Source organism: Sphingomonas hominis (genome assembly GCF_013328205.1).
In the GTDB taxonomy this organism is placed as follows: Bacteria; Pseudomonadota; Alphaproteobacteria; order Sphingomonadales; family Sphingomonadaceae; genus Sphingomonas; species Sphingomonas hominis.
This window is the reverse complement of record NZ_JABULH010000001.1, coordinates 824,569-836,867: the sequence shown is the minus strand read 5'-3', so window position 1 is coordinate 836,867 and position 12,299 is coordinate 824,569. Positions and strand designations below refer to the sequence as shown.

Annotated in this window: 12 protein-coding genes; 6 read left to right on the top strand and 6 right to left on the bottom strand. The window is 66.4% G+C overall.

Annotation, left to right across the window (positions count from 1 at the left end):
- Positions 1-13 precede the first annotated feature (13 nt).
- Together HRV97_RS04235 and HRV97_RS04230 are read left to right on the top strand one after the other, a co-directional pair.
- A complete protein-coding gene (locus tag HRV97_RS04235) occupies positions 14-562 on the top strand; it encodes a TadE family protein (protein ID WP_343044424.1) in 549 nt (182 codons plus the stop codon).
- Between the two features lie 44 nt (positions 563-606).
- Positions 607-1,287, top strand: coding sequence for a TadE/TadG family type IV pilus assembly protein (locus tag HRV97_RS04230; protein WP_174192735.1), 681 nt, complete (start codon positions 607-609; stop codon positions 1,285-1,287).
- Between the two features lie 19 nt (positions 1,288-1,306).
- On the opposite strand, the gene HRV97_RS04225 is transcribed toward HRV97_RS04230, so the two are convergent.
- Entirely contained in the window at positions 1,307-2,767 is a 1,461-nt protein-coding gene (locus HRV97_RS04225) for a pyruvate dehydrogenase complex E1 component subunit beta (RefSeq protein ID WP_174192389.1), read from the bottom strand.
- A 1-nt stretch (position 2,768) separates the two neighbouring features.
- On the bottom strand, positions 2,769-3,818 hold the full coding sequence (pdhA, locus tag HRV97_RS04220) for a pyruvate dehydrogenase (acetyl-transferring) E1 component subunit alpha (protein WP_174192388.1): 1,050 nt from the start codon (positions 3,816-3,818) through the stop codon (positions 2,769-2,771).
- Positions 3,819-3,980: 162 nt separating this feature from the next.
- Here pdhA and HRV97_RS04215 point away from each other — a divergent pair, with 162 nt between their 5' ends.
- The 3 genes from HRV97_RS04215 to HRV97_RS04205 are packed head-to-tail and all read left to right on the top strand — an operon-like array spanning position 3,981 to position 7,563.
- Positions 3,981-5,261: an MFS transporter gene (locus tag HRV97_RS04215; protein ID WP_174192387.1), complete on the top strand. Its 1,281-nt coding sequence runs from the start codon at positions 3,981-3,983 to the stop codon at positions 5,259-5,261.
- On the top strand, positions 5,258-6,178 hold the full coding sequence (gene cysK / locus HRV97_RS04210) for a cysteine synthase A (RefSeq protein WP_174192386.1): 921 nt from the start codon (positions 5,258-5,260) through the stop codon (positions 6,176-6,178). The genes HRV97_RS04215 and cysK overlap by 4 nt, the downstream gene beginning before the upstream one ends.
- 23 nt (positions 6,179-6,201) lie before the next feature.
- Complete coding sequence (locus tag HRV97_RS04205) at positions 6,202-7,563, top strand: cell wall hydrolase (protein ID WP_174192385.1); 1,362 nt, start codon at positions 6,202-6,204, stop codon at positions 7,561-7,563.
- A 27-nt stretch (positions 7,564-7,590) separates the two neighbouring features.
- Here HRV97_RS04205 and HRV97_RS04200 read toward each other — a convergent pair whose 3' ends face one another.
- The 4 genes from HRV97_RS04200 to hisI are packed head-to-tail and all read right to left on the bottom strand — an operon-like array spanning position 7,591 to position 10,703.
- Entirely contained in the window at positions 7,591-9,393 is a 1,803-nt protein-coding gene (locus HRV97_RS04200) for an acyl-CoA dehydrogenase C-terminal domain-containing protein (protein WP_174192384.1), read from the bottom strand.
- Position 9,394: 1 nt separating this feature from the next.
- Positions 9,395-9,826 (bottom strand): MerR family transcriptional regulator, encoded by a 432-nt coding sequence (locus HRV97_RS04195; protein ID WP_174192383.1) that lies wholly within the window; start codon positions 9,824-9,826, stop codon positions 9,395-9,397.
- Positions 9,827-9,858: 32 nt separating this feature from the next.
- The gene (locus tag HRV97_RS04190; RefSeq protein WP_246248503.1) at positions 9,859-10,350 is read right to left on the bottom strand and encodes a hypothetical protein; all 492 of its coding nucleotides are present in this window, start codon (positions 10,348-10,350) and stop codon (positions 9,859-9,861) included.
- The gene (gene hisI, locus HRV97_RS04185; RefSeq protein ID WP_174192382.1) at positions 10,347-10,703 is read right to left on the bottom strand and encodes a phosphoribosyl-AMP cyclohydrolase; all 357 of its coding nucleotides are present in this window, start codon (positions 10,701-10,703) and stop codon (positions 10,347-10,349) included. The genes HRV97_RS04190 and hisI overlap by 4 nt, the downstream gene beginning before the upstream one ends.
- 138 nt (positions 10,704-10,841) lie before the next feature.
- Between hisI and purF the strand changes: the two genes are divergently transcribed.
- Complete coding sequence (purF, locus tag HRV97_RS04180; protein WP_174192381.1) at positions 10,842-12,299, top strand: amidophosphoribosyltransferase; 1,458 nt, start codon at positions 10,842-10,844, stop codon at positions 12,297-12,299.

The following is a 12,299-nucleotide window of genomic DNA, read 5'->3' as shown; positions in this document are numbered from 1 at the left end:
CGAGCGGCGCGGGGTGACCGCGATCGAGTTCGCGTTCGTTGCGCCGGTGATGTGCGGATTGCTGATGGGCTTGTGTGACCTGCTATACCAGTCATATGCCCAGTCGATCCTCGATGGCGCAATGTACAAGGCCGGCCGGGACTCGGCGCTGGAGGATAACGTCAGTAGTGCGACACAGATCGACGCCAAGGTTCAAGCAATGGTCAGCCTGCTCGGTCCAGGCATGAAGTTCGAACCCGAGCGGCGGAGCTACTCGAGCTTTCTGTTGGTCAAGCCGGAGCAGATCACCGACAAGAACGGCAATGGTCAACTCGACAGTGGAGAATGCTTCGATGACGTGAACGGCAACAAGCAGTGGGACGCCGATCCCGGTCGCCGCTCACAAGGCGGCGCCAACGACGTGACGCGTTATACGATGCGGGTGACGTACACCCGATTGTTTCCGGTGTTCGGTCTCTTGGGCATGTCTCCCAACCAGACGATCGTTGGGGAGACGCTGCTGAAGAACCAGCCCTACCGCACGCAAGTAACCCAACCAGTCGAGTCTGTATGCATCAAGTGAGCGCGCGTTCCATCAAGCGATACGGGTTGCGCCCCTTGCGAAAGATGCTCGCGACGATCGGCCACGATCGTCGGGGCCTCGCGCTCATCGAGTTTGCGTATACATTTCCTGTCGTCTTGAGCCTTGGCTGCTTCGCGGTGGAGAACGCCAATCTGACTGTGATGAACGAGCGCGTGAACCAGATCTCGCTCAATCTCGCCGATAATGCCTCGCGCGTCGGGGACATGCAGAGCAACAATTCGTCGCAGCTACGCGAGATCGACGTCAACGACGTGCTCACCGCCGCACGCCTGCAAGGTGAGAAATGGGGCCTGACGCAATATGGTCGCATTACGCTGTCCAGCCTGGAAGAGCATGATGGACAACAATTCATCCACTGGCAGCGATGCCTAGGCATGAAGAAGGGCGCGATGTACGACTCGCGCTACGGCGTGGCTCCCACGGATGCGGGCACGCAACCGCTTCCTGCGACGCCCGGAACCCGGGTCGCCGGCATGGGCGATCCTGGTGCATTGGTGACCGCACCACCCGACTCAGGCGTGATGTTCGTCGAGATCGCCTATGATTACCAGCCGGTGTTGGGACGTATCTGGATCCCGTCCGGGCCGATGCAATTACACTATAAGGCGTCGTTCATCGTGCGCGACAAACGAGTCTTCAACCAGATCTACAATCCTCAACCTCAAGCAACGCCATATACCTGCGACCGCTACACGACGACGTGAGCGGCCGCAGGCGCGCGGCTTAGTTGCGATAGCAGACCTTCTTCACCGCCGCGATCACCTTGTCCGCCGACACGAGCGCCAGCTTCTCCAGATTGGCGGCATAAGGCAGCGGCACGTCCTCGTCGGTCACGCGCATCACCGGCGCGTCGAGGTCGTCGAACCCCTCCTCCATCGCGATCGTGCTGATTTCCGACGCGATCGAGCAGGTCGGCCAGCCTTCCTCGACCACGACCATGCGGTTGGTCTTGGAAAGCGACTTCAAGACCGTCTGCTTGTCGAGCGGGCGCAGCGTGCGCAGGTCGATCACCTCGGCGTCGATGCCCTCTTCGGCCAGCTTGTCGGCGGCTTCGAGCGCGAGCCCGACGCCGATCGAGTAGCTGACGATCGTCACGTCACGGCCCTCGCGCATGATCCGCGCCTTGCCGATCGGCAGCACCCAGTCGTCGAGCTTCGGCACCTCGAACGAGCGGCCGTAGAGCAGCTCGTTTTCCAGGAACACGACCGGATCGGTGGTGCGGATCGCGGCCTTGAGCAGCCCCTTGGCGTCCGCCGCATCGTAGGGCGCGATCACGATCAGGCCCGGCACGCTCGCGTACCACGGGCCGAAGTTCTGGCTGTGCTGCGCGCCGACGCGGCTCGCCGCGCCGTTCGGACCACGGAACACGATCGGGCAGCGCATCTGACCGCCCGACATGTAGTTGGTCTTGGCGGCCGAGTTGATGATGTGGTCGATCGCCTGCAACGCGAAGTTGAAGGTCATGAACTCGACGATCGGCTTCAACCCGCCCATCGCCGCACCCGAACCGATCCCGGCGAAGCCATATTCGGTGATCGGCGTGTCGATCACGCGGCGCTCGCCGAACTCGTCGAGCAGCCCCTGCGTCACCTTGTACGCGCCCTGGTACTGCGCGACTTCCTCGCCCATCACGAACACGCGGTCGTCGGCGCGCATCTCCTCCGCCATCGCGTCACGCAGCGCCTCGCGGACGGTGATCTTCACCATCTCGGTGCCGGCGGGGATCGCGGGGTCGCGCACCTCGGCCTTGTTCTCGGCAGCGGCGAACAACTGGCGCGCGCCGGTCTCGACCTTCTCCTGCGCCGGGTGCGCCGAATCCTCGACCGTATCGGCCTTCTTCTCGTCGGCCTTGGCGTCGGCGGCGGGATTGTCGTCCTTCGTCGCGGTCGTCTGATCGGCGGGCGCCGCCTGCTCCGACGCGGTCGAGCTACCAGCCCCTGCATCCTCGCCGTCGAGCTGCATGATGACCTCGCCGACCTTCACGTTGTCGGTACCCTCCGCCACCAGGATCTTGGAGACGACGCCCTCGTCGACCGCCTCGAATTCCATCGTTGCCTTGTCGGTCTCGATCTCGGCCATGATGTCGCCGGACTTGACCGTGTCGCCTTCCTTCACCAGCCACTTGGCCAGCGTGCCCTCTTCCATCGTGGGCGACAGCGCCGGCATCTTGATGTCGATCGCCATGTCAGTACTTCTCCACCAGAACGTCGGTGTACAATTCGGAAGGCTCCGGCTCGGGGGTGCTCTCGGCGAAGTCGGCGGACTCGTTCACCTGGCGGCGGATGTCCTGCTCGATCTTCTTGAGCTCGTCCTCGGCCACACCCTGTTCGGACAACAGCTTCTTGACGTGTTCGATCGGGTCGGACTTGTCGCGTACCGCCTGCACCTCGTCGCGCGAGCGGTACTTGGCGGGATCGGACATCGAGTGGCCGCGGTAGCGATAGGTCTTCATCTCGAGAATGATCGGCCCCTTGCCCGCGCGCACCCAGGCGAGCGCCTCTTCCGCCGCACCGCGCGCTGCCAGCACGTCCATGCCGTCGATCTGTAGCCCGGGAATACGGAAGCTCTCGCCGCGGCGATACAATTGGTCCTCGGCCGAGGCGCGGTTGACGCTGGTGCCCATCGCATACTGGTTGTTCTCGATCACGTAGATGATCGGCAGCTTCCACAGCTCGGCCATGTTGAAGCTCTCGTACACCTGGCCCTGGTTCGCCGCGCCATCGCCGAAATAGGCCAGCGCCACGCCGCCATCGTTCCGATACTTGTGCGCAAAGGCGAGACCGGTGCCGAGCGACACCTGCGCGCCGACGATGCCGTGCCCGCCGTAGAACTTATGCTCGACGCTGAACATGTGCATCGAGCCGCCCTTGCCCTTCGAGATGCCGGCCTGACGCCCGGTCAGCTCCGCCATCACGTCCTTGGGCGGGATGCCGCACAGCAGCATGTGGCCGTGGTCGCGGTAGCCGGTGATGACCGAGTCATCGCCCGACAATGCCGACTGCAAGCCGACCGCGACGGCTTCTTGACCGATGTAGAGGTGGCAGAAGCCGCCGATCAGGCCGAGGCCGTAGAGCTGCCCCGCCTTTTCCTCGAACCGGCGGATGAGCAGCATCTGCTCGTAGAATTTCAGCAGCTCGTCCTTTGACGCCGCATAAGGTTGCGGCTCGCTCGGACGCTCGCGATTGGACGTAGGTGGCTCGCTTGGCGCGGGTGCGCGGGCGGGGGCTTTGGCCACGGACAAAAACCTCGTACCTGGGGAAAGGGATGCGGGCCTATAGGCGCGATTGGCGCGCACCTGCAACGCTTGCCGCTACGACAGGTATGAGTGGGAGGACAGGCGTGAGTGCCGGCGTGAGTGGTTGCCTCGCGCTGCACCCCCGCCTAAGCCGCTCGCCAGATGGAACAGACCGTGCACCCGCTGCGCATCGCCAATTTCCGCGCCTATTGGCTGTCGCGCTTCGCCGGCACGATCGCGATCAGCGCGCAGGCGATCATCATCGGCTGGCAAGTGTACGGCATCGCGCGTCAGACGATGGACGTGCAGGAGGCCGCCTTCCTGCTCGGCATGATCGGGCTGGTGCAGTTCGTGCCGTTGTTCCTGCTGACCCCGCTCGTCGGTCTCGTCGCCGACAGCGTCGATCGTCGCTGGATCGTACGCTGCACCACGGCGTTGTTGTGCACGGTCGCGGCGACGCTCGGCTATTTGACCTATACGCACGCGCTGACGCTGCCGGCGCTGTTCGGCGCGGCCGTGCTGGTCGGGGTGGCGCGTGCCTTCTCCGGCCCGGCCTATTCCGCACTTGCCCCCAATTTGGTGCCCAAGGAGAGCCTGCCGACCGCGATCGCGATCAGCTCGATCGCGTGGCAGACCGGCACGATCGTCGGACCGAGCGTCGGCGGGTTCCTCTACGGGTTGCACCCCGACATCGCTTATGGCGTGGTGTCGGGCATGCTGCTGCTCGCGCTCGCGCTCATGTTCCTGATCGGGCGCGTGCCGCAGCCGCCGGCGCAGAAGGATCGCCGCCCGATGCAGCGCATCCTCGATGGCTTCCAATACGTGCGACAGAACCGGCTGGTGCTCGCCGCAATCACGCTCGATCTCTTCGCGGTGCTGCTGGCGGGCGCGACCGCGCTGCTGCCGATCTACGCGCGCGACATCCTGCACGTCGGCTCGACCGGTCTCGGTTTCCTCGCCGCCGGCATGGGGATCGGCGCGGCGTCGACCGCCCTGTGGTTCTCGATCAAGCCGATGAAGACCAACGTCGGGGTCAAGATGCTCATCGCGGTGGTCGTGTTCGGGCTCGCGATCCTGACCTTCGGCATCTCGCGCTCGTTCTGGCTGAGCCTGGTCGCACTGATCGTCGCGGGCGGCGCCGACATGGTGTCGGTCTACGTGCGTACCTCGCTGATCCAGCTCCACACGCCCGACGCGATGCGCGGCCGCGTCAGCGCCGTGTCGCAGCTGACCATATCGGCGTCGAACGAACTGGGCGAAGCGGAGAGCGGCATCCTCGCGTCGCTGCTGGGCCCGGTCGGCGCGGTGGTCGTCGGCGGCGTCGGCGCGATCGCAATCACGCTCGTCTGGGCGCGGCTATTCCCCGAACTGAAGAACGCACGGACCTTTGACCCGCCCGAGGCGCTAGAGCCCGGACCGCAGAACGGAGGCATACAGCCATGAAGGCCAACACCATTCTCGACACGATCGGCAACACCCCGCACGTTCGCGTGCAGCGGCTGTTCCCCGACAGCGAAGTGTGGATCAAGTCGGAGCGCGGCAATCCCGGCGGCTCGGTCAAGGACCGCATCGCGCTCGCCATGATCGAGGCGGCGGAGCAGTCGGGCGAGCTGAAACCCGGCGGCACGATCATCGAGCCGACCAGCGGCAACACCGGCATCGGCCTGGCGATGGTCGCAGCGGTCAAGGGCTACAAGCTCGTCCTCGTCATGCCCGAGAGCATGTCGCTGGAACGCCGCCGGCTGATGCTCGCTTACGGCGCGACGTTCGACCTGACCCCGCGCGAGAAGGGCATGAAGGGCGCGATCGAGCGCGCGTTGGAGCTGGTCGAGCAGACCGACAATGCGTGGATGCCGCAGCAGTTCGAGAACCCGGCGAACGTCGACGTTCACGTCCGCACGACCGCGCTCGAGATCCTGAACGACTTTCGCGACACGCCGATTGACGTCATCATCACCGGCGTCGGCACCGGCGGGCACATCACGGGCGTCGCCGAGGTGCTGAAAAAGGAATGGCCTAACCTGAAGGTGTTCGCGGTTGAACCCGCCGCCTCGCCGGTCATCGGCGGCGGTCAGCCCGGTCCGCACCCCATACAGGGCATCGGCGCTGGCTTCATCCCGGCGAACCTGCACACGCAATTGCTCGACGGCGTGATCGAGGTCGACGCCGCGGTCGCCAAGGACATGGCGCGTCGCTCGGCGAGCGAAGAAGGCATGCTGGTCGGCATCTCGTCGGGCGCGACGCTCGCCGCGATCCTGCAGAAGCTGCCCGATCTGCCCGACGATGTGCGCGTGCTCGGCTTCAACTACGACACGGGCGAGCGTTACCTGTCGGTGCCGGACTTCCTGCCCGAACAGTGAGCACCCCGACACACGGCGCGCAGGTGGACCCTCGCCTGCGCGTGATCCTTTCGTGCGTCGCGCTCGCGGCGGTGGCGGTGCCGACGTGGGTGGTGACCCACCCGCCAGTGCCGTCGACGCAACCGGCTGCGTTGCGTGCGCTGGCGAAGCGCAAGGTCGTCCCCGCGACGGTGCTGCCCGCGGTCGAACCGGTCGAGTTCGTCGCGCTCAGCCCGCAGGACGCGAAGGCGTTCAACGACAGCGTACCGTTCGTCACCGGCCCGAACCCGGCGGCGCGGCCGTTCCGTATCGCCGGTGACGCCGCCAGCATCGCGCGCGCGACCGACTGCCTCGCCGCGGCTGAAATCTACGAGGCGGGCAACGATCCAGAGGGGCAGCGCGCGGTCGCGCAGGTGATCCTCAACCGGTTGCGCCACCCCGCTTTCCCGAAAACCGTCTGCGGCGTGGTCTTCGAAGGGCAGGAACGCAGCACCGGCTGCCAGTTCACCTTCACCTGCAACGGCGCGTTGACCCGCTGGACCCCGACCGAGGCGATGTGGCGCGATGCACGCGCGCTGGCGGCACAGGCGCTCTCCGGGCGGGTCTACAAGCCTGTCGGCTATGCGACGCATTACCACACCGACTGGGTCGTTCCTTACTGGCAGTCGAGCCTCGACAAGATCGCGGCGGTGCACAGCCACCTCTTCTTCCGCTGGGCGGGCTGGTGGGGCACGCCGCCGGCGTTCAACCGCACCGTCGCCTCGGTCGAGCCGAGCATCGCCAAGCTCGCGACCATTTCCGACGCGCACCGCGACGGCGGGGTAGTGGACGAAACGGAGGAAGCGCTCGCCGCGGTGCTGCCGCTGTTCGCCGATCTGCCCGCCGACGCGCCGATCGCGCCCGGCGTCCTGCCGCTCGCGCAACCGACCGCGTTGAAACCGCTGGCCGAGGCGCCCGACACGTTCCTGGTCGTCATCGACCCGCGCCAGCCCGACGCGCTGCCGGCGCTCGCGCAGCGTGCCTGCGGCGAACGGCTTCGCTGCAAGCTGATGGGCTGGAGCGACGCGCGGCTGGTGCCCGCGGGGATGACGATGTCGCCGCAGCAATATACGTCGATGGGGTTCAGCTATCTGCGTGATCGCAGCAACGGGTTCGACCGCGTGCTGTGGAATTGCGGAGAGTTCAAGCGCGCCGACACCGCGCAGTGCATGCGTGGGCGCGGATCGATGACCGCGGTGCCCGTCACGGGTTCCGCACCGCCACTTGCGACGCCCGCGACGACGCGCGGACCTGCTGCACTGCCCGGCGTTCGCCGCGCAGCGCCCGCGGCTGCCACGCCGAGCGAGGCTAAGCCCGCTGCGAGCGGCGATCAGGCCAGTGAGGCGGGTACGACCGCCGGCGAGTGACGCGCACCCGCCGGCGGTCACGTCGGGTTATGCCGCCGCGAACATCTCGACCGGCAGCGCCATGACCGCGTCGGCACCGCCCTCGATCTTGCGACGCAGCGCGCCCGCTTCGGGCAGCACGCGCTCGGCGAAATAGCGCGCGGTCACCAGCTTCGCGTCGAGGAACGCCGCGTCGCCCTCGCCCGCCGCCTTTAGGCGCGCCGCCGCGGACGCCATGCGCAGCCACATCAGCCCGACCGCGACGATGCCGACCAGGTGCATGTACGGCACCGCACCCGCGCCGATGTTGTTGGGGTTCTTCATGCCGTTCGCCATGAACCACATCGTCGCGCCCTGCAGCTCGCCCGCCGCCTTCTCCAGCCGGGCCGCGAAGTCGGCGGTGGCCTCGTCCTGCTTGCCCGCCGCGATCTCCTCGGTCACCATCTTGCCGAACGCCATTACCGCGCGGCCGCCGTTCTGCGCCAGCTTGCGCCCGGCCAGATCCATCGCCTGCACGCCGTTGGTGCCTTCGTAGATCTGCGCGATGCGGGCGTCGCGGACGTACTGCTCCATGCCCCATTCCTGGATGTAGCCGTGGCCGCCATAAACCTGCTGCGCGTTGGTCGCGATCTCGTAGCCCTTGTCGGTGCCGACGCCCTTGATGACGGGCGTGAGCAGGCCGATCAGGTCGCCGGCGAGCTGACGCTCCTCCTCGCTCTCCGCATTGTGCTCGAGATCGACCTGGAGCGCACCCCATAGACACAAGGCGCGCAGGCCCTCGATCCACGCCTTTGAGTCCATCAGCATGCGGCGGACGTCGGGGTGGACGAATAAGGTGTCGGCCTTCTCGTTCGGCTCGGCAGGTCCCGTCAGCGCGCGACCCTGGCGCCGGTCCTTCGCATATTGCACCGCATTCTGGTACGCGGTCTCGGCGACGCCGAGCCCCTGCAGGCCGACGCCCAGGCGCGCCGCGTTCATCATGATGAACATCGCGGCGAGTCCCTTCATCTCCTCGCCGACCAGCCATCCGGTCGCGCCGTCATAGTTCATCACGCAGGTGGCGTTGCCGTGGATGCCCATCTTGTGCTCGATCGAGCCGCACGACACCGCGTTGCGCTCACCCAGCAATCCCTCATCGTTCACCAACACCTTAGGCACCACGAACAGCGAAATGCCCTTCGACGAGTCGGGCGCGCCCGGCGTCTTGGCGAGGACGAGGTGGATGATGTTGTCGGTCAGGTCGTGCTCGCCCGCCGAGATGAAGATCTTGGTGCCAGTGATCGCGTAGCTGCCGTCGGCCTGCGGCTCGGCGCGGGTGCGGATGAGCCCGAGGTCGGTGCCGCACTGCGGCTCGGTCAAGTTCATGGTGCCGCCCCACTCGCCCGAGATCATGCGCGGCAGATACTTCTCCTGCTGCTCGGGCGAGCCCTTCACCACTAGCGCGGCGATCGCGCCGTGGGCGAGACCGGGGTACATCGCGAATGCCATGTTGGCGCTGATCATATACTCCTGGAACGCGGTCGAGACGACGTGCGGCATGCCCTGTCCGCCGAACGCCTCGGGTGCGCTGAGCGTGCCCCAGCCCGATTCGACGAACTTGTTGTACGCGTCCTTGAAGCCGGTAGGGGTCGTTACCGAGCCGTCCTCGTGACGGGTGCAGCCCTCAAGATCGCCCGACTGGTTGAGCGGGAATAGCACCTCGGCGACGAAGCGGCCGCCTTCCTCTAGCACCGCGTCGACGGTGTCGGGGGTCGCGGCGGCGAAGCCGGTCACGTTGGCGTAGCGGTCGAGGCCGACAACGTGTTCGAGCACGAAGCGCGTGTCGCGGACGGGGGGCGTATATTGCGGCATGTCAGGCTTCCTTGGTCGAATGGGAGATCGGGTTTGATGTTTCGATGACGCCGATGAATTCCTCCAGTTCGAGGATCGCGGCGTCGATGTCGGTGCGTTGTGCCTGGAGCGTCGCGATGCGTTCGCGGCAGCGCTCGATCGTGATCGCGCGCTGCGCGCGGCGGCCGTCGCCCAGATCGTAGAGGTCGATCATCTGACGGATGTCGGCGAGGCTGAACCCGACGCGCTTGCCGCGCAAAATCCAGGCGAGCCGCGCGCGGTCGCGCTGCGAGTAGATGCGCGCGAGGCCACGACGCTCGGGGCTGATCAGCCCCTCGTCCTCATAGAATCGCAGCGCGCGCGGGGTGATGCCGAACTCCGCGGAGAGGTCGGAGATGCTGAAATGCTCGCGATCATCGCGCGGCGGAACGACGGCGTAGGCGACAGCGCTCATGCACCGCCATTTACCTTCCCCTTACGTGAACGTCAACCTGCGCAGAGCGGGCTACCGTCCGATCCGATGGCGCGCGTCGCCTCCGATATGCTGTCGCTCAGCCGCGCGGCCGCGAGCGCGGCGAGCGTCGCACGACCCTCGCACATCGTATCGCACGCAGCAGGCAGGACGGCTGGAAACGCGATCGTGTCGCCGTCGAGCGAAGCAACGAACTCGCAGCCCTCCCCCATCCGCACGTCGAGCTTGTCGCGTCCGCGTGCCGTACCGCGTGCCGTGCAGCGCTGCTGTTCGCCCAGGTCGATCGAGGCGCCGATGCGGTAGCGATCGCCGTCTTGCGGCACGAGGCAGACCTTGTCCTCTCCGCTGGCGTAGACGCCGGTGGAGATGATGCGGGCGGAATCGGGCACCATCCCGCTCGCGCGCGCGGCACGTTCGAGTGCGGCTCCGGCCCCGCCCTCGTCCGGAACGGAAGACTGTTCGCCGCACGCGGCCAGTAGCAGCGCGAGTGCGAGCGTGCGCTTCATCCGACCCGCTCCAGCGTGTCGCCGCTCACGCGGCGGTAGAAGCAGCTCGTCGCGCCGGTGTGGCAGGCGGGGCCGGCGGGGTCGACGATCAGCCACAGCGCGTCCTGATCGCAGTCGACGCGCATCTCGATCAGGCGCAGCACGTTGCCCGACGTCTCGCCTTTTTTCCACAAGCGAGCACGACTGCGCGACCAGAAGGTCGCCTCGCCGCTCGCCTGCGTGGCGGCGATCGCGTCGGCGTTCATGTGCGCGACCATCAACAGCGCGCCGGCACGGTCGCTGACGACCGCGGTGACGAGCCCGTTCGCGTCGAATTTGGGTTGAAAGGTGCTGCCTTGTTCGCGGTCGTCCATGCCGTGGCTGGTAGCGGGGTTCGCCGTCGCGCAACAGACCGCGCCGGTCCCCCGGGCGCACGCAGGATGACAATCGCGCGACAGTCGCTATATGCGACCCGGCATTACGCGAGCCCCCCAACGCGAGCTTCGGCCCCCATGCTGACCACCCATCCGTTCGACGACGATCACCTGCACGAGGAGTGCGGCATCTTCGGCGTGTCCAATTCCGAGGGTGCTGCCGCGCTGGTCGCGCTCGGCCTTCACGCACTGCAACATCGCGGCCAGGAGGCGGCGGGGATCACGACCTATGACGGTGCGATGTTCCACACGCACCGCGCGATGGGGCATGTCGCGGGCAATTTCGACCGCGACGACATCATCCGCTCGCTGCCGGGCGAGGTCGCGTGCGGGCACGTCCGCTATTCGACCACGGGCGAGACCGCGCTGCGCAACGTCCAGCCGCTCTACGCCGAACTGTCGTCGGGCGGTTTCGCGGTCGCGCACAACGGCAATCTGTCGAACGCGATGAAGCTGCGCCGCGAGCTGGTGCGGCGGGGTTCGATCTTCCAGTCGACCTCCGACACCGAGACGATCATCCACTTGGTCGCGACGTCGAGCTACCGCACGCTGCTCGACCGCTTCATCGACGCGTTGAAGCAGATCGAGGGTGCCTATGCGCTGATCGTGATGACACCCGAGGGAATGATCGCTTGCCGCGACCCGCTCGGCATTAGGCCGCTGGTGATGGGCAAGCTGGGTGAAGCGATCATCTTCGCCTCCGAGTCGGTCGCGCTCGACGTGGTCGGCGCGGACTTCGTCCGTGAGGTCGAGCCGGGCGAGCTGGTGATCGTGCAGGGTGCGGAGATGCGCTCGGTGCGTCCGTTCGCGCCGCTGTCACCGCGGCCGTGCATCTTCGAGTGGGTATATTTCTCGCGTCCCGATTCGATCGTCGATGACCAGTCGATCTACTCGGTGCGCAAGAACATAGGCGCGCAGCTCGCGATCGAGGCGCCGGTCGAGGCCGACCTCGTCATCCCGGTGCCCGATTCGGGCGTGCCGGCGGCGATCGGCTACGCGCAGGAATCGGGCATTCCATTCGAGCTCGGCATCATCCGCTCGCACTATGTCGGACGCACCTTCATCCAGCCGGGCGACAAGGTCCGCCACCTGGGCGTCAAGTTGAAGCACAACGCCAACCGCGCGCTGATCAAGGACAAGCGCGTCGTGCTGATCGACGATTCGATCGTGCGCGGCACGACCAGCCTCAAGATCGTGCAAATGATGCGCGACGCGGGTGCGGCCGAGGTGCACATGCGGATCGCGAGCCCCCCGACGCGCCATTCGTGCTTCTACGGCGTCGACACGCCGGAGCGCGCCAAGCTGCTGGCGGCCAAGCACGACATCGGCGGCATGACCGAGTTCATCCACGCTGACAGTCTCGCCTTCGTGTCGATCGACGGGCTGTACAAGGCGCTGGGCGAGACGCACCGGGCCGACATCCGTCCGAAATACTGCGATGCGTGCTTCACCGGCGATTACCCGACTAGCTTGACCGACCACGACGATACGACATCGGTCGACCAATTCGCGCTTTTGGCAGAACGAGTGAACTGA

Excerpts from the sequence above, each read along its gene's own strand:
- HRV97_RS04230 (WP_174192735.1), top strand. The coding sequence starts at position 607 with ATGCTCGCGACGATCGGCCACGATCGTCGGGGCCTCGCGCTCATCGAG.
- HRV97_RS04225 (WP_174192389.1), bottom strand. The coding sequence starts at position 2,767 with ATGGCGATCGACATCAAGATGCCGGCGCTGTCGCCCACGATGGAAGAG.
- HRV97_RS04215 (WP_174192387.1), top strand. The coding sequence starts at position 3,981 with ATGGAACAGACCGTGCACCCGCTGCGCATCGCCAATTTCCGCGCCTAT.
- cysK (WP_174192386.1), top strand. The coding sequence starts at position 5,258 with ATGAAGGCCAACACCATTCTCGACACGATCGGCAACACCCCGCACGTT.
- HRV97_RS04200 (WP_174192384.1), bottom strand. The coding sequence starts at position 9,393 with ATGCCGCAATATACGCCCCCCGTCCGCGACACGCGCTTCGTGCTCGAA.
- HRV97_RS04195 (WP_174192383.1), bottom strand. The coding sequence starts at position 9,826 with ATGAGCGCTGTCGCCTACGCCGTCGTTCCGCCGCGCGATGATCGCGAG.
- HRV97_RS04190 (WP_246248503.1), bottom strand. The coding sequence starts at position 10,350 with ATGAAGCGCACGCTCGCACTCGCGCTGCTACTGGCCGCGTGCGGCGAA.
- hisI (WP_174192382.1), bottom strand. The coding sequence starts at position 10,703 with ATGGACGACCGCGAACAAGGCAGCACCTTTCAACCCAAATTCGACGCG.
- purF (WP_174192381.1), top strand. The coding sequence starts at position 10,842 with ATGCTGACCACCCATCCGTTCGACGACGATCACCTGCACGAGGAGTGC.